The 20491-nt window shown below is 54.2% G+C and carries 22 protein-coding genes; 12 read left to right on the top strand and 10 right to left on the bottom strand.

Features of this window, described 5'->3' with window-relative positions; translation table 11 throughout:
- Positions 1-6 precede the first annotated feature (6 nt).
- Genes paaD through paaA form a run of 4 tightly spaced genes read right to left on the bottom strand, consistent with a single transcriptional unit; the run spans position 7 to position 2575 of the window.
- Positions 7-519, bottom strand: a complete 513-nt coding sequence (gene paaD, locus G549_RS0104505) for a 1,2-phenylacetyl-CoA epoxidase subunit PaaD (protein ID WP_027834020.1) — start codon at positions 517-519, stop codon at positions 7-9.
- 5 nt (positions 520-524) lie between these two features.
- Positions 525-1277 carry a 1,2-phenylacetyl-CoA epoxidase subunit PaaC gene (gene paaC, locus G549_RS0104500; protein ID WP_027834019.1) on the bottom strand — a complete coding sequence of 251 codons (753 nt, stop codon included), beginning with the start codon at positions 1275-1277 and terminating at the stop codon, positions 525-527.
- Complete coding sequence (paaB, locus tag G549_RS0104495) at positions 1277-1561, bottom strand: 1,2-phenylacetyl-CoA epoxidase subunit PaaB (protein WP_027834018.1); 285 nt, start codon at positions 1559-1561, stop codon at positions 1277-1279. The genes paaC and paaB overlap by 1 nt, the downstream gene beginning before the upstream one ends.
- Before the next feature lie 12 nt (positions 1562-1573).
- Positions 1574-2575: a 1,2-phenylacetyl-CoA epoxidase subunit PaaA gene (gene paaA, locus G549_RS0104490; protein WP_027834017.1), complete on the bottom strand. Its 1002-nt coding sequence runs from the start codon at positions 2573-2575 to the stop codon at positions 1574-1576.
- 86 nt (positions 2576-2661) lie between these two features.
- Between paaA and G549_RS0104485 the strand changes: the two genes are divergently transcribed.
- Positions 2662-3096, top strand: a complete 435-nt coding sequence (locus G549_RS0104485) for a PaaI family thioesterase (RefSeq protein ID WP_036220979.1) — start codon at positions 2662-2664, stop codon at positions 3094-3096.
- A gap of 501 nt (positions 3097-3597) precedes the next feature.
- Here the strand turns inward: G549_RS0104485 and G549_RS19030 are convergent.
- Genes G549_RS19030 through G549_RS0104465 form a run of 4 tightly spaced genes read right to left on the bottom strand, consistent with a single transcriptional unit; the run spans position 3598 to position 9764 of the window.
- Positions 3598-4461, bottom strand: coding sequence for a PaaX family transcriptional regulator (locus G549_RS19030; protein WP_051213354.1), 864 nt, complete (start codon positions 4459-4461; stop codon positions 3598-3600).
- A 5-nt stretch (positions 4462-4466) separates the two neighbouring features.
- Positions 4467-6506 (bottom strand): phenylacetic acid degradation bifunctional protein PaaZ, encoded by a 2040-nt coding sequence (gene paaZ / locus G549_RS0104475; RefSeq protein ID WP_027834015.1) that lies wholly within the window; start codon positions 6504-6506, stop codon positions 4467-4469.
- Between the two features lie 10 nt (positions 6507-6516).
- Positions 6517-7734 (bottom strand): cytochrome P450, encoded by a 1218-nt coding sequence (locus G549_RS0104470; protein WP_027834014.1) that lies wholly within the window; start codon positions 7732-7734, stop codon positions 6517-6519.
- A complete protein-coding gene (locus G549_RS0104465) occupies positions 7731-9764 on the bottom strand; it encodes an FAD-dependent oxidoreductase (protein ID WP_210162392.1) in 2034 nt (677 codons plus the stop codon). Before G549_RS0104465 ends, G549_RS0104470 begins: the two co-directional genes overlap by 4 nt.
- 103 nt (positions 9765-9867) lie before the next feature.
- Between G549_RS0104465 and paaG the strand changes: the two genes are divergently transcribed.
- From paaG to G549_RS0104425, 8 genes are all read left to right on the top strand, one after another.
- Positions 9868-10692 (top strand): 2-(1,2-epoxy-1,2-dihydrophenyl)acetyl-CoA isomerase PaaG, encoded by an 825-nt coding sequence (paaG, locus tag G549_RS0104460; RefSeq protein WP_210162391.1) that lies wholly within the window; start codon positions 9868-9870, stop codon positions 10690-10692.
- The gene (gene paaI / locus G549_RS0104455) at positions 10692-11126 is read left to right on the top strand and encodes a hydroxyphenylacetyl-CoA thioesterase PaaI (RefSeq protein ID WP_027834011.1); all 435 of its coding nucleotides are present in this window, start codon (positions 10692-10694) and stop codon (positions 11124-11126) included. Before paaG ends, paaI begins: the two co-directional genes overlap by 1 nt.
- Positions 11123-12325 (top strand): 3-oxoadipyl-CoA thiolase, encoded by a 1203-nt coding sequence (pcaF, locus tag G549_RS0104450; protein ID WP_027834010.1) that lies wholly within the window; start codon positions 11123-11125, stop codon positions 12323-12325. The genes paaI and pcaF overlap by 4 nt, the downstream gene beginning before the upstream one ends.
- A 20-nt stretch (positions 12326-12345) precedes the next feature.
- On the top strand, positions 12346-13656 hold the full coding sequence (gene paaK / locus G549_RS0104445) for a phenylacetate--CoA ligase PaaK (RefSeq protein ID WP_027834009.1): 1311 nt from the start codon (positions 12346-12348) through the stop codon (positions 13654-13656).
- Positions 13657-13660: 4 nt separating this feature from the next.
- Positions 13661-14263: a TetR/AcrR family transcriptional regulator gene (locus tag G549_RS0104440; RefSeq protein ID WP_027834008.1), complete on the top strand. Its 603-nt coding sequence runs from the start codon at positions 13661-13663 to the stop codon at positions 14261-14263.
- Between the two features lie 70 nt (positions 14264-14333).
- Positions 14334-15350, top strand: a complete 1017-nt coding sequence (locus tag G549_RS0104435) for a TRAP transporter substrate-binding protein (protein ID WP_027834007.1) — start codon at positions 14334-14336, stop codon at positions 15348-15350.
- 71 nt (positions 15351-15421) lie between these two features.
- Complete coding sequence (locus G549_RS0104430; RefSeq protein ID WP_027834006.1) at positions 15422-15928, top strand: TRAP transporter small permease; 507 nt, start codon at positions 15422-15424, stop codon at positions 15926-15928.
- Positions 15921-17234, top strand: coding sequence for a TRAP transporter large permease (locus tag G549_RS0104425; protein WP_027834005.1), 1314 nt, complete (start codon positions 15921-15923; stop codon positions 17232-17234). The genes G549_RS0104430 and G549_RS0104425 overlap by 8 nt, the downstream gene beginning before the upstream one ends.
- Positions 17235-17276: 42 nt before the next feature.
- On the opposite strand, the gene G549_RS0104420 is transcribed toward G549_RS0104425, so the two are convergent.
- On the bottom strand, positions 17277-18011 hold the full coding sequence (locus G549_RS0104420; protein ID WP_084633970.1) for an HAD family hydrolase: 735 nt from the start codon (positions 18009-18011) through the stop codon (positions 17277-17279).
- Positions 18012-18039: 28 nt separating this feature from the next.
- Between G549_RS0104420 and G549_RS0104415 the strand changes: the two genes are divergently transcribed.
- The 3 genes from G549_RS0104415 to G549_RS0104405 are packed head-to-tail and all read left to right on the top strand — an operon-like array spanning position 18040 to position 19610.
- Complete coding sequence (locus G549_RS0104415; RefSeq protein WP_027834003.1) at positions 18040-18576, top strand: DUF1697 domain-containing protein; 537 nt, start codon at positions 18040-18042, stop codon at positions 18574-18576.
- A gap of 59 nt (positions 18577-18635) precedes the next feature.
- A complete protein-coding gene (locus G549_RS0104410; protein ID WP_036220977.1) occupies positions 18636-19055 on the top strand; it encodes a MerR family transcriptional regulator in 420 nt (139 codons plus the stop codon).
- A 24-nt stretch (positions 19056-19079) separates the two neighbouring features.
- Positions 19080-19610, top strand: a complete 531-nt coding sequence (locus G549_RS0104405; RefSeq protein WP_036220975.1) for a hypothetical protein — start codon at positions 19080-19082, stop codon at positions 19608-19610.
- 4 nt (positions 19611-19614) lie between these two features.
- Here G549_RS0104405 and G549_RS19025 read toward each other — a convergent pair whose 3' ends face one another.
- A complete protein-coding gene (locus tag G549_RS19025; RefSeq protein ID WP_169449603.1) occupies positions 19615-20358 on the bottom strand; it encodes a GGDEF domain-containing protein in 744 nt (247 codons plus the stop codon).
- Positions 20359-20491 lie beyond the last annotated feature (133 nt).

The following is a 20491-nucleotide window of genomic DNA, read 5'->3' as shown; positions in this document are numbered from 1 at the left end:
AGGCCCTCAAATGCATTTGAAATAATCGAAAGGTTCACGACAGCTCGAGCAGCGATAGTGTGCTTTGCACGCGGTGGACCCAAATTCAGATAGCTTTTCCGTGTCGGTGCTGCCGCATTTGGGGCAGCCGACAACGGTTTCGCCAAATAAAGCCAGCTTGGAGTTGGAGCCATCAACCGGGGGTGCGATGCCATAGGCGCGCAATTTCTCGCGGCCTTCATCGCTAATCCAGTCTGTGGTCCAGGGTGGTGACACAACACGCTCAATTTGCGGGTCAAACCCGGCTTCGCGCAGCGCCACCTCAATGGCCAATTCAATGGCCAACACAGCGGGACATCCGGTGTAAGTCGGCGTCACATAGGCCACCGCTTTGCCATCAATCATTTGCACATCACGCAAAATGCCCAGCTCGGCCACATTCACGCACGGTACTTCCGGGTCGGGCACCAGCGCGGCGGCCTCCCATGCCTTTTGCGCGTCGGCTGAGCGGGGTGGTTTAAGTTGATGTACGTCCGCCATTGCCCTTACCAGCTCATATTCGGATAGGCGCGCTGCATATATTGCAAGTCGCTGAGCAGATGGCCCATCTCTTCACCATGATGCCCGGTGCGGCCACCCAATTGTGGGTATTCCACCTCTGGCATGGTCAGTTTGGCCTGGTCAAACACATTGGAAATGGTGTTGGTCCATTGGGTGCGCATGGCTTCGCGATCTGGCAAAGCGCCCGTATCAGCCGCTGCTTGCGCATCGGCAGACATGTGGAACAGTTCTTCCACATAGGGGTGCAGTTCCGTTACGGCAGCTTGCATGCGCTGCGCACTTTCTTCGGTGCCATCGCCAAGCCGCACCACCCATTCGCCCGCATGGCGGATATGGTATGCCACTTCCTTGACCGATTTGCCGGCAATGCCGCGCACCGTCTCATCGCTGGATTGCAACGCTGCTTCCCAATAGGGGTGCATAAAGGCCGCAAAATAAAGCTGCTTTAACATGGTGTGGGCAAAATCTTCATTTGGCCGTTCCACCAGCAGGCAGTTCTTATAGTCACGGTCATAGCGCAAATAGGCGAGTTGATCCTCGTCGCGCCCTTCACCTTCAATTTCACCAGCATAGGTGTAAAGGCTGCGGGCGGCGCCGATCATATCAAGCGCCATATTTGGCATCGCCAAATCTTCTTCCAGCAAGGGGGCGTGGCCGCACCATTCTGAAACCCGATGGCCAAGGATCAAATGATCATCAGCCAGTTCGAGCAAAGCGTTGAACAAAGGCGCGCTCATTACATGTGCCCCACTTCTTCTGGAATGTCATAAAAGGTGGGGTGGCGATAAACCTTGTCGACGCCGGGCTCAAAATTTTCCGCTGCCTGATCAGGATCAGAGGCGAAAATGGCCTTTGAGGGCACTACCCAGATGGAAACGCCTTCGCCGCGGCGTGTGTAGGTGTCCCGTGCGGCTTGCAGCGCCAGCACTTCGTCAGCGGCGTGCAAAGAGCCGCAATGCTTGTGGGACAAGCCGTTGCGTGGACGGATAAAAACTTCCCAAAGTGGTGTTTCGTTAGACATGAAAATTCCTCCCTATTCGGCAGCGTGTTGGGTTTGGCGGGCGGCGCGTTTTTCAGCATGCGCCAGGGCAGCTTCCCGCACCCATGCGCCATCGTCCCATGCTTTTTTGCGGTCTTTAATGCGGTCGCGGTTCATTTTGCCGTGGCCTTTAACCACGCGCCAAAACTCGTCCCAGTCGATTTCGCCATGGTCATAACCACCTTTGCCGCCATTCTTTTCCGGATTCCACTTCAGTTCGGGGTCCGGCACGGTCAGGCCCAAATATTCGGCTTGTGGCACCGTCGCATCGATAAACTTCTGCCGCAGCTCATCATTGGAAAAGCGTTTGATTTTCCATTTCATGGACTGTTCAGAATGGCTGGACTCCGCATCATGTGGCCCAAACATCATCAGAGATGGCCACCACCAGCGATTGATGGAATCCTGCGCCATTTGCTTTTGTTCTTCGGTGCCGTTGCACAGCGAAATCAGAATTTCGTAGCCTTGGCGCTGGTGAAAACTCTCTTCCTTGCACACGCGGATCATCGCGCGGGCATAAGGGCCATAAGAACAGCGGCACAGCGGAATTTGGTTCATAATCGCCGCGCCATCAACCAGCCAGCCAATGGTGCCGATGTCGGCCCAGGTTGGCGTGGGATAATTGAAGATCGACGAATATTTCGCTTTGCCGGAAAGCAGTTCTTCGGTCATCTGTTCGCGGGTGACGCCCAGCGTTTCGGCCGCAGAATAAAGATAAAGCCCGTGGCCACCTTCATCCTGCACTTTCGCCAGCAATGCGGCCTTGCGGCGCAGGCTTGGCGCGCGGGTAATCCAATTGCCTTCAGGCAACATGCCTACAATTTCTGAATGGGCGTGCTGGCCGATCTGGCGCACCAATGTTTTGCGATAACCATTCGGCATGGCATCATTGGGTTCAATCTTTTCTTCCCGGTCAATGCGGGCCTGAAACTTGGCCAGAAACTCTTCAGTTTCTTCCGTGGCGCCATCCGCGCCAATTAATCCTTGTGAATACATATTGGCATCCCTCTCTCTGGATGTTAATAATACGTCACGAAATTTAACATATCAAGTATTTTTCGTAACATATTGGAGAGGTGGGGATGAAAAATCGCTTAGATTCAGCAGCGCTGGAAGCGCTGATCGTCGAAATTTGTGCGCCATGGGTGCAGGAGCTTGGGATTAAGGTGCTGGACCTTGGGGAAAATGGCGCCCGATTCGTGATGCCAGCGACCGAAAAAATCTTGCGGCATAGGGGACCAAATGGTGGTTTGGTGAGTGGGCAGGCGCTGATGGCCGGGTCCGATACGGTTAGCTTTTTGGCCCTAAGCTATCTCAATGGCCGCTTCCGCAACTGCGTCACCGTGGACATGGCCACCAACTTTATGCGGCCCTTGCCCGAAGGTAATGTGATTTTTGACGCCAAAGTCCTTTCCAACGGCAAACGCCTCGCCACCACCCGCATCGACATTATGGCCGAAGGCAGCGAAAAAGTGGCAACTACCTCGACGGGCGTGTTTGCTTATATTGAGGAGTAAAACTGTTGTGCGGGTCTAAGACCCAGCTTAGACAACAAACTCAAACGTCATTACCGGACTTGATCCGGTAATCCATTTCAGGCTGGCCAAACGGCACGTCGTCTAAGCATTGCACTCTTTCGCGAGTGGACAGGTGAATTGGACCCCAAGATCAAGTCTTGGGGTGACGACTGTGGATGGGGCGGGCTTTCACCCCACCCTAAATCCCTCCCCATCAATGGGAGGGACTTTGCGGCGCAATTATTTCGCATTGAGTCGCGCAACCCCACAGCGTCACCCCGGACTTGATCCGGGGTCCAAGCAGTGTTGGCGATCAGACGCGAGGGTAGTGGCCGACTAAAAAGCTGCATGGATTACCGGGTCAAGCCCGGTAATGACGTAAGAGTGGTTTGTTAGGCGCGGAGAAATCCAGGACGCATTTGTTGCACCCTCTACACCACCCCGGACTTGATGTGGGGTTTTGTTGGGAGCGCGGCCAGGGCCGGGATGGTCTGCGTGAAATTAAAACCGCTTCGCCAACACCTTCCGCGCCGCAGCGCCATTACCGTTGGACCACCAATTTTCAGAGGGCTCAATCAATTGCCGATAAAGCCCGCTCACCAGATGGTGGGCGGCGGCGCCGGGCCAGTGTTCAGGCAGTAAATGCGCGGGCAGGGGCGGTTGTTTCAAAATCAGCCGCCGCCACTCATGGATCAACAAAATGCGGGCGCAAAGAGCATCAATCGGGGAGAGTGCGGCCAGCTGTTCGGCTTGCTCGCCCAGTGGGGTGAACCGATTGAGCAGCGCTTGATAATCCGCCTCAATCTCGGTGAGTTCCAACTTCTCGGCAACCCAGCTTGGCAATTCGTTGAGATCAGCATCGATCAGCATAAGATCGGCTTGCCGCAATTGATGCAGCAAATGTTCGCTCGGGTCAGCAAACAGCGCCACGCCATTGCGCAGCGCCATGCCGCCAAATCCGGCCAGCAGCGCGTTCAGCTGTTCGCGGGCGGTGCCGATCACATCCGGGCCGACGGCAAAAACTAGCTTTTGCGGTGTCGGCGCGTATTGGGCGCGGTAGATCTTTTCGGTGGCCGGGATAAAACTTTTCAGCCCGGCTGGCGACAAGCGATAAAAGCTGTTGCGGCCCTGCCTCTCGCGCGTCACCCAGCCTTCTTTCGCCAGGCGCGACATAGCGGTGCGCAAGGCGCCATTTTCCACGCCCATATGGCCCAAAATGAATTGCAAATCGGCCATGGCCACCGTGCCGCCATGGGGCTGCACGGCATCACCGAAAATGGTGATGACCACGGACCAAACGCGCAATCGACCATCTGAATGCAGATGGTCGATCAAAGGTGAAATCAGCTTATGCGGTGCACTCATGCACCTTATGTACGCTCAAACGCCACCATGGTCAAAAGCTCATATTCGGCAACTTGTTCATCATCCTGATTGAACATATTCACGTGCCAACGCACTTCGCCATATTCGTCAGTCCGCTTGGTTTTGCGCTTCACGGTCAGGGTCACGCGCACTTCATCACCCGGGCTCACAGGCTTTTGGAAGCTAAGATCATTCAGCCCGGTATTGGCCAAAACTGGGCCCGGATCGGGCTGTACAAACAAGCCCGCCGCAAAGCTCAAGAGCAAATAGCCATGGGCCACGCGACCGGGGAAGAACGGATTGGCTTCCGCCGCTTCCTTATCCATATGGGCATAGAAGGTGTCGCCGGTGAAATGGGCGAAATGCTCAATATCCTCAAGCGTCACGGTCCGTGATTTGGTCTTGATGGTTTCGCCAATTTCCAACTCGTGGAAAGTGCGGGTGAACGGATGGGCAGGGCCTTCTTTAAAGCGCGCGCCTTTCACATAAGTGCCGCCAATGCCGGTCAACAGGTCAGGGCTGCCTTGCACCGCGGTGCGCTGCATATAATGGGTGACGCCACGCACGCCGCCCAACTCTTCGCCGCCGCCCGCGCGGCCCGGGCCGCCATGCACCATATGGGGCAGGGGAGAACCATGCCCGGTGGATTCTTTCATGCTGTCGCGGTTGTTGAAATAGAGCCGCCCGTGCCAGGCCGCCGCGCCCATAGTCATCTCCCGCGCCACATCGGCATCGTGGGTGATGACAGAAGCCACAAGCGAGCCGCCGCCCTTGTTCATCAATTCAATCGCATGGCCAAGGTCACGATAGCCCATCACCGTGGCCACGGGGCCAAAGGCCTCAGTGCAATGCACGATGGTGGCCTTGTCCGGGTCCTTACAATGGAACAACATCGGCGCAACAAAAGCGCCATTTTCCAAACCTTCGCCGTTCAGTTGCAAATTGTCCTGATCGCCAAAAACAAGCTCGCACTCGGTGCCGATTTCGGCCGCTTTTTCCAGCACATCCTTTTTCTGATCCAGCGACGCCAAAGCCCCCATGCGGGTGCCCTCGGCGGTTGGATCGCCGATCACATTTTTGGCCAGCTTGGCGCTCAATGCATCAATCACATTCTGCACCTGCGCGTCCGGCACAATCATCCGGCGGATGGCGGTACACTTCTGGCCCGCCTTGGCGGTCATTTCGCGCAAAACCTCTTTGCCGAACAGGTCAAATTCTGGTGTCTCCGGTGTCACATCCGGGCCAAGCACAGAGGCGTTCAAGCTGTCTTGCTCGGCGATAAAGCGCACGCCATTTTTCTGAATATTTTCGTTGGATTTGAGGTAGGATGCTGTGGCGGCAGAGCCAGTAAAGCTCACCACATCTTGGCAATCCAAACGATCAAGCAAATCGCCCGTGCCGCCCATCACCAACTGGATCGCGCCTTCCGGCAAAATGCCGCTTTCCACCATCATTTTCACGCACGCCTCGGTGACATACGAGGTGGAAGTAGCGGGTTTTACAATCGCCGGCACGCCCGCCAACAGGGTGGGGGCGAGCTTTTCCAACATGCCCCAAACCGGGAAGTTGAACGCATTAATATGCACCGCAACGCCTAACAAGGGTGTGCAATAATGCTGACCCAAAAAGGTGCCATTGCGCGACAAGATTTCGAGGTCGCCATCGGGGTAAATATGCGCATCGGGCATTTCCCGGCGGCCTTTGGAGGCGTAGACAAAAACTGTGCCGATACCGCCATCAATATCGATTTTATGGTCGGCCAGCGTTCCCCCTGTCTTATAGGACAATTCATAAAGCGGATCGCGGCGCTCATTCAGATAGGTCGCCAAAGCTTTGAGCATGCGCGCGCGATCATGAAAGGTCATTTTGCGCAGCGCCGGGCCGCCCTTTTGTTTGGCAAAATCGATCATCTGCTGGAAGTCGAGCTTATCAGAACCCGCTTCGGCGATTTCTTCACCGGTCACGGCCGAATAAATCTTGCGCACCTTGCCGGAAGGGGCCACCCATTGGCCTGCAGCAAAGCTTTCTAATTGCATCAAAGTCATTTTAAACCCTCTATTTTAATGTCGCAGGCAGTTTCGCATAGCCGCGGAAGCGGATGCGTCCGCCCAGCTCTGCTTCGCCCGTCAATTTGTAATTCGGATAGGCCTTGAGGAACTGGTTGACCGCAATGCGGCCCTCCATCCGTGCCAATTGAAAGCCGACACAAAGGTGCGGCCCGCCCGCAAAGGCCAAATGTCGATTTGGCTTGCGTGACAGGATCAATTGGTCTGGCTGATCAAACTGCACCGGATCGCGATTGGCCGCGCCAATGCACAAATGTAAGTTTGTGCCCTTGGGGAACTTGAACCCGTCCAACTCAATATCTTCGGTGGTTTCGCGGTTGCCAAACTGGTTGGGCGACAAAAAGCGCAAAAACTCATCAACCCCGGTTTTGATCAAATCCGGGTCCTGTTTCAGCGCCTGCATCTGATCTGGAAATTCGTGCAGCACCGCCAAGGCATTGCCGATCAAATTGGTCGTGGTTTCGTGCCCGGCATTGAGAATGAAAATGCAGTTTTGCAGCAATTCGGTCTCAGACAATTGCCCTTCTTCACTCTCAATCAAGCGGGTCAACACATCGGTTTCCGGGTCGCCCGGATATTTCCGCCGATGGTCAGCCAGGTCTTTCAGATAGAGTTTAAAGTCTTTGACCGACTGATTGCCCCACGCTTGTTGTTCCGGCGTGAGTGTCGGCTCCAACGCGCCCAAAATCGCCAAAGACCAGTCGCGCAATGGTTCCCGATCTTCCATCGGCATATTAAACATATTGCCGATGATCTGGATCGGGATTTTGCTGGCAAAATCCTCGATCAAATCCACCTCATTGCGATCAGCCATGTCGGCCAACAGCATATCGATCGTGTCGATCAGCCCCGGCTCCATGTTGGCGATGGCGCGGGCATTAAGCGCCCCCACCATGATTTTGCGCACACGGGTGTGCAAAGGCGGGTCGTTAAACACCAGTGAGGTGGTGTGATGTTCATAAAGCGGCGCATCGCTACCGAATTTCGGCAGAAAGGCCTGCTTCTTGTCCGACGAGTAAAGCGTTGTATCGCGATAGATGCGATCCAAATCGGCAAAGCGCGACAGGATAAACGAGCCATCCGGCTGCGGCAAAACTGGTTGATGCGCCAGCATCGCACGATAATAGGGAAACGGGTCTTGAATAAACCCGGCAGGGGGATGGTTCAGATCAAACCCATCGATCAAATCACGTCCAATTTCACTCATGAAAGCCTCCCCGCCACGCGCCAGCTATTGGGGCTCTGCGCCACAACATCGGCCATGGCCTGTTTCACCTTGTCCATGCCAATCTGTTCGCCATAATGCATGGGCCCGCCGCGCCAGCGCGGAAAGCCATAGCCGTGAATTTTTACCAGATCGACATCGAGATCGCGCTCGGCAATCCCTTCTTCAACAATCAATGCGCCTTCATTGATCATCACCGCCATCAACCGATCAACGATCTCCTGATCGGTAAAGTCGCGGCGCTTGACACCTGCCTGCGCGGCTTCTTCCGCGATCAGGTCTGTCACTAATGGATCATCTTGCGGCGTGCGGTCGCCCTCTTCATATTGGTACCAGCCTTTTTGGCTGCGCTGGCCAAACCGCTCTGCCTCGCACAGCAAATCGCCAATGCGCACATAGCGTTCTTCAGCAGGGCGTGTCTCCGCCTGCCGCTTGCGGTTGGCCCAGGCGATTTGCAGCCCGGTCAAATCTTGTAGCTCATAAGGCCCCATGGGCATGCCAAAATCGCGCATGGCGCGGTCAATTTGGCGCGGGGTGCACCCATCCATCAGCAAATAATCGGCCTGTCGTCGATAAGCGGAAAGGATACGGTTGCCGATAAAGCCGTCGCAAATGCCCGACAGCACGCCGACCTTGCGCAAGCGCTTGCCCAGATCAAAGCCCGTGGCCAGCACATCTTTTGACGTGGTGGGCAGTTTGACGATTTCCAGCAGCTTCATAATGTGCGCCGGCGAGAAGAAATGCAGGCCGATTAGACGGTCCGGATTTTGAATGCCCTGAAAAATATCGGTCGGGTCGAGATAGGAAGTGTTGGTGGCCAAAATCGCATCATCGCGCATATGCGCCGCCAGCGATTGGAACACCGTCTGCTTCACCGCCAAGTCTTCAAACACAGCTTCAATCGCCAAATCTGCTGGCGTAGATGCCGCATAATCGGATGATGCGGAGAGCGCTGAACGCAGCTTCGCCGCTTTCTCCTCCGAGATTTTGCCGCGTTTAATGCCGCCCTCAATCAGGCCTGCAATGCGGTCTTGCCCAGCGTTCGCGGCATCATCATCCCGCTCAATCAAAATCACCTGATAGCCCGCCTGCAAGCAGGCGAAAGCGATGCCCGCGCCCATCAGGCCACCGCCGACCACACAGATCGTGTTGATCTCAATCGGCGTGCCGCCCTCAATGGCTTTCGGCTTGCTCACCGCGCGTTCCGCAAAAAACACATGCCGCAAGGCCTGGCTTTGGGCGCTGTCGCGCAAATCCAAATGCAATTGCCGCTCTTTGGGTTGACCCTCCGCAAAAGGCAGCGTCACCGCCCATTCAATAGCCGCTAGATTGTCGAGCGGCGACGATTGGCCCTTGGCGCGTTTTTTGGTCTCCGCGTGTTTTTGCGCGAAATAGTCGCGATCCACCGGCGCAACATCCCGGGCACTGACCTTGGTAGGGCGCGCGGGCAAATCGGCGGCAAAAGCAAGGCCCGCCTCTAGCGGATCGCCTTCAAAAATGCCGTCTAAGCCACCTAATTCTTGCAACTCGGCGGCATCGATCATTTTGCCTGTGGTCGCCAGATCAATGGCGGCATCCACACCAATCAAGCGCGGCAAACGTTGTGAACCGCCAGCGCCGGGCACAAGGCCCAAATTCACTTCCGGCAAGCCAAAGCGCGTGCCTTTTTGCGCCAACCGGAAGGCGCAGGCCATGGCCAATTCAAAGCCGCCGCCTAAAGTGGTGCCGTGCACCGCCGCGATCCACGGCACGCTGCTGTCTTCAATCGCTTGATAAACATCTGGAAGGTGCGGCAATTGCGGGGGCTTGCCAAATTCTGAAATGTCGCCGCCCGCTACAAAAGTGCGCCCCGCGCCATATACAATGGCCGCGTTCGCGCCAGCCTGCTCGATCTGCGCCACCGCATCCAGCAGCCCTTGGCGCACGGCTTGCCCGGTCGCGTTCACCGGCGGATTATTGATCTCCACCCGCGCCACTTGATCCTGAATATCGACCCGTACCACTTCTGACACTTGTCGCTCCCCCATCCTCGATCTTCGTTGAAACATATATTGACCAACCAGTCGGTTTATGTAAAGCTAATTTTCAAATGGAGATTGTTCTCGCTTGTTCGAAATGGAAAAAAGCGAGTACTTAGGGGAGGTTAGCGTGAGCGATACAGTCATCGTCACCAAAAATGAGGCTTGGGTTGAGATCGCTCTCAACCGTCCAGACCGTCTAAATTCGTTCAATGACGAGATGCATGAGGCGCTGCAAAAGGCGCTGAATGAGGCAAAAAATGATGATTCTGTGCGGGCGATTCTGCTCACTGGATCAGGTCGTGGTTTCTGCGCCGGGCAAGATTTGGATGCCCGCGATCCGCGCAAGATGGAAACGCCGCCAGATCTGCACGCCACCATTTCCAATTTCTATAACCCGCTGGTGCGTTTGATTCGCTCCATCAACAAGCCGATCATCTGCGCCGTCAATGGCGTCGCGGCGGGGGCCGGGGTCAATATCGCATTGGGCTGCGACATTGTGTTGGCGGCTGAGAGCGCCAAATTCATTCAAAGTTTTGCCAAGGTCGGGCTGGTGCCTGATGCCGGGGGCAGTTGGATTTTGCCGCGCCTGATCGGCGAAGCCCGCGCCAAATATATCTGCATGACTGCAACGCCCGTTATGGCCAAGCAGGCAGTCGAATGGGGCATGATCTGGCAGGCCGTGGCTGATGATCAATTGATGGATGAGGCCCGCAAGCTGACCGCTCAAATGGCCGAAGGCCCAACCTTTGGTTTGGGGCAAATGAAGCAAGCGCTGCAAACCTCACATGATCACACGCTCGACGAGCATTTGGATGTGGAAGCTGAAATGCAGGGCCGTTGTGGCCGCTCAAAAGATTATGCCGAAGGGGTAAGTGCCTTTTTGGATAAGCGGCCAACCCAATTTGGGGGCATTGAATAATGAGCCCGCAAGAGCGCGCTGAACGCGCTGCCAAAGCCATGTGGGACAATGATTCCGCCTCGCAACGGGTCGGGATGACATTGGATCATGTGGGGCCGGGCACCGCCACCTTGTCGCTGCCTTTGCGGCCCGAACATTTGAACGGCCATAAAATTTGCCATGGCGGCTATATTTTCATGCTGGCCGATAGCGCCTTTGCCTTTGCGTGCAACAGCTACAATCAATTGGCTGTGGCCTACCAAAATTCAATTACCTATGTGCAGCCCAGCATGGAAGGTGACGTGTTGACTGCGAAAGCGGTGGAAGTCAGCAAGGCAGGGCGTGCAGGCATTTATGATGTAACCATCACCAACCAGAACGGCGAGGCATTGGCGCATTTTCGCGGCCATTCGCGCACCGTGAAGGGAACCCATTTTGAGGAGAATGAGGCGTGACAGAAGCCTATTTGTGCGAAGGATTTAGAACGCCGATTGGCCGTTTTGGCGGCGCCCTGGCAGCAGTGCGGCCAGACGATATGCTGGCGCATGTGATCAAAAAGACCATCGAAGCCGCGCCCGGGTTGGACCAGAGCGCCATCGATGATTGCTATATGGGCTGCGCCAACCAAGCGGGGGAAGACAACCGCAACGTGGCGCGCATGGCGACCCTTTTGGCAGGTCTTTCAACCTCAGTGCCCGGCACCACCATCAACCGCTTGTGCGGCTCTGGCATGGATGCGGTGGGCATGGCAGCCCGCGCCATCAAGGCAGGTGAAGCCGAGGTGATTTTGGCGGGCGGTGTGGAAAGTATGAGCCGCGCCCCGTTTGTGATGCCAAAGGCTGACACAGCCTTTTCACGTAAGGCAGAGATTTACGACACCACCATCGGCTGGCGTTTCGTCAACAAGCTGATGAAGGCGCAATATGGCATAGATTCGATGCCGGAAACCGGCGAGAATGTTGCTGAGGATTTCAACATTTCCCGTGAAGATCAGGACGCTTTTGCCCTGCGCTCACAGGAAAAGGCTGCCAAAGCCATCGCCTCTGGCCGTTTAGCGCAGGAAATTGTGGCAGTGGAAATTCCACAACGCAAAAAAGACCCGATTGTGTTTGATACGGATGAACATCCGCGTCAAAGCACGCTGGAAAAATTGGCCAGTCTGCCCACGCCGTTCCGCGAAGGCGGTTCCGTCACCGCCGGCAACGCGTCTGGCGTCAATGACGGCGCGGCGGCCATGATCATCGCGTCTAAAGCGGCGGTTGAAAAATATGGATTGACCCCGAAGGCACGGATCACGGGCCTCGCCACTGCAGGCGTCGAGCCGCGCATTATGGGCATCGGCCCCGCGCCAGCTTCTGAAAAACTGCTGGATCGCTTGGGGCTGAAAATCTCCGATGTGGATTTGATCGAGTTGAACGAAGCCTTTGCGTCGCAGGGCATTGCCGTGTTGCGCCAATTGGGCGTGGCGGAAGATGCGGATTTCGTCAATCCAAATGGCGGCGCGATTGCCCTTGGTCACCCGCTGGGGATGAGCGGCGCGCGCCTGGCGCTGACCGCAGGTGTTGAGATGATGAACACAGGTGTCAATCGCGCATTGTGCACCATGTGCATCGGCGTTGGCCAAGGCATTGCCTTGATGTTGGAGCGCCCATAGGCGTTGATGGGGGGAGAGAGATGAAAGACTTATCGCCAAAAAAAGATGATCTGGAACCGATTGAAATCGCCTCGCGCGATGAAATCAGCGCGTTGCAATTGCAGCGGATGAAGAAAACGCTCGCCCATGCTTATGAGAACGTGCCGTTCTACAAGGCCAAATTCGACGAAGCAGGCGTGCACCCCAGCGATCTGAAAAGCCTCAGCGACCTGTCGAAATTCCCGTTTACGGTGAAAACAGACCTGCGCGACAATTATCCTTTCGGCATGTTTGCTGTGCCGCGCGAAGAGGTGGTGCGCATTCACGCCTCTTCCGGCACCACGGGCAAGCCAACCGTTGTGGGCTACACCAAAAACGATATCGATGTGTGGGCTGATGTGGTCGCGCGGTCTTTGCGGGCGTCGGGCGTGCGCAAAGGTGATATTTTGCACAATGCCTATGGCTACGGCCTGTTCACTGGCGGTTTGGGCGCCCATTATGGGGCCGAGCGCTTGGGCTGTTCCGTTGTGCCGGTATCCGGCGGCATGACCGCACGGCAGGTGCAACTGATCGAAGATTTTAGGCCAAGCGCCATCACCGTGACGCCGTCTTACATGCTGGCGATTTTGGACGAGTTTAAAAAGCAGGGCATCGATCCCCGCGCAAGCTCGCTGCAAGTCGGTATTTTCGGGGCCGAGCCATGGACCAACGCCACCCGCAAGGAAGTGGAAGACGCGTTCGACATGCATGCGGTGGATATTTACGGCCTGTCCGAAGTGATGGGGCCGGGCGTGGCAAATGAATGTGTGGAAACCAAAGACGGGCTGCATATCTGGGAAGATCATTTCTACCCCGAAATCATCAACCCGGAGACGGGCGAGCTGGTGGAAGATGGGGAAGAGGGCGAACTGGTGTTCACCTCTTTGACCAAAGAAGCACTGCCGATCATTCGCTATCGCACCCGCGATTTGACGCGGCTGTTGCCGGGCACCGCCCGCTCGATGCGGCGGATGGAAAAGATCACCGGTCGCTCGGACGATATGATTATTTTGCGCGGCGTGAATGTGTTCCCGACACAAGTTGAAGTGCAGGTTTTGGCCGTTGAAGGTCTTGCGCCGCACTTCCAGATTGAGCTGACCCATCACGGCCGCATGGACGAAATGACCATTCATGTGGAAGCTATTGCCAGCGCGGCGGCGGAAGAAAACCGGGCGCAACTGAGCAAATTGCTCTCCAAGAAAATCAAAGACAATATCGGCATTTCTGCACGGGTCGTCGCCAATGAGCCGGGTGGTGTGCCACGGTCGCAAGGCAAGGCCGTGCGGGTGATCGATAATCGGGATAAAGGATAGTCCAGTGGTTAGAACCATTGCCAAAGATCATGGCGAAAAACGCGATGCGATTTTGAAAACCGCTGCAACATTCTTTGCAGAGAACGGCTTCGATCGCGCGTCGATGAGCCAATTGGCAAGCGAATGCGGTATCTCTAAAGCCCTGATCTATCACTATTATGCCAGCAAGGAAGTTTTGCTGTATGATATCATCCACACCCACTTGAAGGACCTTGTGGAAGCGGTGGAAGCGGTGGAGCCAGTGGACGACCCCGAACAGCATTTGCGCAATTTGGTACACGCAATCCTAAATCAATATCGCGATGCGGATGCCGAGCACAAACTGCAATTGGAAGCCACAAAAGTACTACCAAAGGTTGATCAGGATCAGCTTGCTGATCTACAAAGACAGTTGGTAGTTACATTTTCAACTGTCATAAAATCAGTGTCACCTGACTATTTTGAGAATCGTCAGGAAACGCTGCGACCAGTCACTATGTCATTGTTTGGTATGCTGAACTGGTTTTACATGTGGTATCGGCGCGGTAAGGGGATGACGCGTCCGCAATATGCCGATTTAGCCACCGAATTGTTATTGGGCGGCATCAAAGGCCTGGAGGAATCCTAGTCTTTGGTGCGCTAAGGAATGCTCGGCCGTCCGGCCGAGTTTAGAGGAAGGTTCATTTAGGGAGGAAGAAATGAACAAATTTATCAAACTTGCTGCAGCTGCAGCAGTTGCCATGTCGACCAGCACCGCTGCTTGGGCGGCTGACTATAACCTCACCATTTCAAGCTGGACTGGACCTAATCACGGTATTAACGCGTTGATGTGGCCGGGCCTGATCGAAATGATCGAGGAAGCCACTGATGGCAAAGTAACTGCCGAAGTGAAATTGGGCCTTGCCCCACCACCAGCCCAAATGGATTTGGTGATGGATGGTGCAGCGGACATGACCATCATCTTCCACGGCTATCAGCCGGGTCGCTTTGTGGGTACAAAGCTGATTGAATTGCCAGGTTATGAAGGCAATGCGGAAGCTGCTTCAGTCGCTTATTGGCGTGTATATGAAGAGCACCTCGCTGCCTTGGATGAGCACCGCGGCGTGAAAGTGATGGGTCTATCAACCCACGGCCCCGGCCAGATTCACTCCAACAAAGAAGTGACTTCAATTGCAGACTTGGATGGCTTGAAAACACGTTTGCCCGGTGGTGTGGCCAGCGATATTGGTCGCGAGCTTGGCATGATCGGCATTCAGGTGCCTGCGCCTAAGGTTTACGAAACACTTGCTTCAGATGCGGCCGATGCCGTGGCGATGCCTTACGAGGGTCGTGTTGGCTTCAAGCTGACCGAAGTGGCTGAGAATGTGTACGAAATGCCAGGTGGTTTCTACCGCGGGTCTTTCGCCTTCTTGATGAGCCAGGAAACTTTCGACAGCTTGCCTGAAGATTTGCAAAAAGCGTTGGACGAAAAAGTGTTTGGTGAGCCAGCCAGCCGTATGCTGGGTCAAGCTTGGGACGAGATCGACCGCATTGGTCGTGAAGCGACCGTGGCGGCCGAAAGCAACACCATCACCGTTGCGTCAGAGCAAGACCAAATGCTTTATGGTCAATATGCAGACCTGATCACCAAGCAGGTTTTGGCTGAGCTGAACGCCGCAGGCATCGACGCAGAAGCTGCGTACGAAATGGTGAAAGCCGAAATGGCTGCGCAATAGCGCATCCCTAAGACAAACAGGCGCGGGGCCAATGGGTCCTGCGCCACCCCACTAGGTGCTTAGGAAAACACATGCAATCTGCTTTAAAACTCTTTCGGCAGCTCTCCAAGTTGCCTATCGCTTTGGCATCCATCGTGCTCTTTGCCTTGATGGTGATGATCTTTGCTGATGTGATGATGCGGTCAGCGTTTAACGCACCATTTGAAGCCGCAACAGAGCTCACAAGGTGGTTTATGGCCATCATTGTATTTTTGATGTTGCCGATTATCTCCGGCCAGCAAGATCATATCGTGGTGGACCTAACCGACTCATTTTTCACCAATGCTTGGGCCGCGCGCATTCGCGATGGCCTGGTCAATCTCGCCTGTGGCGCGATGCTGATCTGGCCTGCACGTCAAGTGGTCGTTTTGGCCGAGCGGGCCCGCTCATATGGTGATGTCACGGAATATCTCGCTTTGCCGCAATTTTATATCGAGTGGTTTATCGCGATCATGACTTTTATTACAGCGATTGTTTTGCTGGTCCGGGGTCTGATCGTCTTGATTGCCCCGCAACTCTTGGAGCCGTCAAATGATTGAAGCCGCTATTGGATTTGGCATTGTTCTGGTGCTGGTATTGCTGCGCATGCCCATCGCCTTTGCCATGGGGTTGGTCGGCATGGCCGGCTATATGTACGAAACAAGTTTCCGTGGCGCCTTGTCCATGGTCTCTCGCTTGATCATTGACACCTCGCAGGATTATGGCCTGTCCGTCATCCCGCTCTTTATTCTCATGGGCCTATTCGTCAATAAAGGCGGTATTTCGCGCGAGCTTTATCAGGTTTCCTATGCCTTTTTGGGGCATTTGCGCGGCGGCTTGGCCATGGCAACCATTGTGGCATGCGGTGGTTTCGCGGCGATTTGCGGGTCATCATTGGCCACAGCAGCCACCATGTCGAAAGTGGCCATGCCACAAATGCGTAAATATGGCTACGCCGATAGCCTCTCCACCGCGTCCATCGCGGCGGGCGGCACCTTGGGTATTTTGATCCCGCCATCGGTGATCCTGGTCATTTATGGCTTGTTGACTGAAACTTCGATTGGCAAGCTGTTCATCGCCGGCATCATTCCAGGCGTCTTGGGCATCCTATTCTATATTCTGGCTGTTCGCTTCACGGTTGGCCGCAATCCTGAGGCCGGACCTGCGGGTGAACGCACCAACTGGGCAGGGCGCTTCGCGGCACTGCGCGGCGTTTGGGCTGTGCTGTTGCTGTTCTTCTTGGTCATTGGCGGGCTCTATGGTGTGCTTAATGTTTGGCCGATTTACTTGACCTTCTCACCAACTGAAGCCGCAGGCATGGGCGCCGCAGGCGCATTTTTGATCGCACTGTTCCGGGGCAATCTGAACTTCAAGGCGGTGAGCGAGGTGCTCAAAGAAACGGCCGTAACCACTGCCTCTTTGTTCAGTGTGTTGATCGGGGCGTGGATCTTTTCCAACTTTGTCAATGTTGCGGGGCTGACCGAAGGCTTGCGCGATATGATTGCGACATTGAACTTGGCCCCATGGATGGTGATGGCCGTGATCTTGATGATCTATATCTTCTTGGGCATGATTTTCGAAAGTCTGTCCATGCTGTTGCTCACCGTGCCGATCTTCTTCCCGCTCGTGATCGGGTTGGGTTTTGACCCGGTTTGGTTCGGCGTGGTTGTGGTTGTGGTGACAGAGATAAGTTTGATCACACCACCGGTTGGGCTCAACGTGTTCATTTTGAAAAATGTTGTTGGCGACGTGACCACGGGCACGATCTTTAAAGGGGTTACCCCTTTCTGGATCGCCGATATTATCCGGCTAGCTTTGTTGGTGGGTATCCCAGCCCTGTCTTTGTTCCTGCCAAGTCAGATGTAGGGACTGGAAACAAATCAAAAAAGGGTCGCTTTGGCGGCCCTTTTATTTTGCCTCAACTGGCGCAAAAAAATGATCCAGTTCAGTCTTAAAATGCAAAAGCGATGGCATAATCGCGGCGCAACGTTGGGCGATTTCATCGATCGGCTGCAAAATATCCGGCACCATAACAGTGGCCATGCCCGCGCCATGTGCAGCGCGAACCCCATTGTGGGAATCTTCAAAAGCAATGCAGTTTTCCGGTGCCAGCTCCAATCGTTTGGCCGCGGTCAAAAACGGCTCTGGATTTGGCTTCCCATGGGTCACATCATGCCGCGTTACAATATGATCAAAGTGGGGCTTCAAACCCGCGCGATCCAGAAAATTGTGCGCCATATCGCGCCCGGTTGAAGTGGCAACCGCCATGGGCACATTCCGTGCGCTCAATTGCTCCACCAGCATCAACGCGCCAACTTTAAGCGGGACCGCGATTTCGCACATGGCCGTGATGCGTTCGAAACAGAGCGTGTTAAAGGCATCAACGTCAAAGTTGTCGCCATAGTGCCGATAATAGATTTCTGCACTTTTGTTGCTCGGAATACCGACAAGCGAGATAAAAATCTCATCGCTCATTTCAAGGTCCCATTCTGTGCAGATGTCTGTCATGGCTTGTTTGTAAAGCCGTTCTGTGTCCAGCAACAATCCATCCATATCAAACACCACGCCTTTGATTGGGTGAGGCCAATCTGCAAGATGCGGCGTGTTGATGGTGTTGTCGATTTCCCGTACAGCGTGTGACATAGTCTACTTTCAGAAATTGGATGGCTTGATGATCTATATTGCGTTGTTTCGTGGCTTAAATGTGGGCGGCAGTCATAAAATTAAGATGGCCGATTTAGTTGCGTTTCTCAACCGGCAAGGTGGCGAAAAAACAAAACACTACATTCAGTCTGGCAATTTGGTGTTTCACTCTGATGAACAGGTCCACGATCTGGCACAAAGATTGGAGCCAGCATTTGAAAAAGAGTTTGGATTTTCAAGCCAAATCATCTTGCGCACCTTGCCCGAACTGGAAGCCGCGCATACGGCTTATCCTTTTGATCGGGAGGGTCGCGAACAAAAGTTCATGATGACGGGATTTGCGCGGCAAAATCCAAATACTGATGCGCTGGCTGTATTGGAAGTTTTGTTGGCTGAGGGTGAGCTGGTCGCACAAAGCGGCAACGAATTCTTCTTTTACTATGGAAACGGATCTGCCCGCTCCAAAGTCGCCAATCTAAACTTTGAAAAGAAAATCGGCACGGCGCTAACCGTCCGAAATCGGCGCACGATAAGCAAGCTGATTGAAATGGCAGCCGACTTCTAATCCACTTGAATCGGTCGAGGTAAAATGCTCTAGTCTTTGGAGGTATTGGAGTGGATGCGATGAAAGAATATTCGATCGGGCAATTGTCAAAACAGTGCGATGTGAAAGTGCCCACCATTCGCTATTATGAAGAAATAGCACTTCTGGATCCGCCGGGCCGCACTGCGGGTGGTCAGCGCCGATATCCCCCATCTGCGCTTGAGCGGCTATCCATGATCGCTCATGCCCGTGATTTAGGCTTTTCTATCGACGCGATTCGAGAATTCATTCGCATGTCTAATCATCCAACGGCGCCCTGCGTTGACCTGGATAAGATTACCGAAAAGCACCTCAATGATGTGAAAAAGCGGATTAAAAAGCTACAGGCATTGGAAACCGAATTGACCGCCATGCTGAAAAGCTGTGATCATGGACAGGTGGCGGATTGCCGAATCTTGCAGGTGCTGTCTGACCATGATCAGTGCCAAACGCAGCACTAAACATCACAAGCAGTAAGGGCGTTCATGACCGCACTTGTTTCAATTTCTGATATTCATAATGGGCCAGATATGGACCATTGTTTAGCTGGCTTTTTGGCTGCGAAATATAATCTGTCACACAAGCGCTTCTCTCTGCCCGAGTTGGCCGGCAAACCGGACTTGCCTGCGGAAGAATTGCACCAAACCCTTTTTGAGGGCGGCGCAGCCATTGATGCGGCAGAGCGCTTGATTGCTCAAATTGATGTGCCATCTCTTTTGGTGGGCTACAGCGCTGGCGGCACGGTGGGCGCAATGGCCAACAGTGTGGTGCAGATTTTTGAAGCACAATTGTTTGTCTCTTCAACCCGTCTGCGGCATCTAACGGCCAGCCACTTCAAGGTGCCGTCTCTTTGTCTTTTCGGCCAGCATGATGATTATCAGCCCAAGCCCGATTGGCACAAAGAAGCGCAAGTGGAACGATATGAGGTGGCCGAATATGGCCATGATTTTTACAAGGAATTGCCAGTAGAGAGCTGGGCACCGCTGGCTGAACAGTTCTTTGAACTGCAGGGTTAGATCGCTAGGCTGCGATGCAGTTCCTGCCATTGCTTTTGGCGAGATAAAGATTCTTATCTGCAATTTTCATAAACTCAGAGGGCATTTCACCAGCCCTATGTGTGGCAATGCCGATGGACACGGTTAGCGTGTAGCGATGTTTGTGGTCGTCAAACTTTAAGTGCGTAATGTCTTGGCGAATATTTTCAGAAATAGAACGCGCAAGGCTTGAATTGCCGCCACTTAGATAGACGCCAAATTCTTCGCCACCCAGCCGACCAGCCAAATCTGTTTCGCGAATATTTTGATTGATCACTTTGCCGATAAAGCTGATGGCCTCGTCGCCGGCAGCATGGCCAAAATCATCATTCAGTTTTTTGAAATGGTCTGCGTCAATATATAGAAATGCGCCACGGCCGTCGGGTGTTGTGGGGTGCATAATCCGGTCACTCATCGCCTCAATAAAACTGGTGCGATTGAGCAAGCCAGATAGCTCATCCGTGCTGGCCAGGCGCGCCAATTGCACGCTCAATTTGTTGAGTTTGATCCGCTGCCAGGACAAATAAAAGATCAGCGGCACCGCAACGGTCGGTGTAATAATCCCGGTAATGCGCAGAACGTTCGCCATTTCTTGCCATGGCGCGCCAAAATAGAACAGCCACGTCATTATTTCTGCGGCGACCAGCGCAATAAGCGTGATGGCGAGCGACCTTAACAACGCCGGACGCACCAAATGATGGTCTTCTGCTCTCACGCCTAAAAATGTCAAGAAACGACTAAACAACTTTACCCCGATAATCCTGAAGCTACCGACTATCCTGCCACTATGCAGGACCTGCTTTAAATATTATCAGGCGAAATAGATAAAAATTTATCTAACGAAATGGCGGTTGTTGACGGGT

The sequence above is a fragment of the Maritalea myrionectae DSM 19524 genome (assembly GCF_000423365.1).
Taxonomy (GTDB): Bacteria; Pseudomonadota; Alphaproteobacteria; order Rhizobiales; family Devosiaceae; genus Maritalea; species Maritalea myrionectae.
This window is presented reverse-complemented; position numbering and strand designations above follow the sequence as displayed.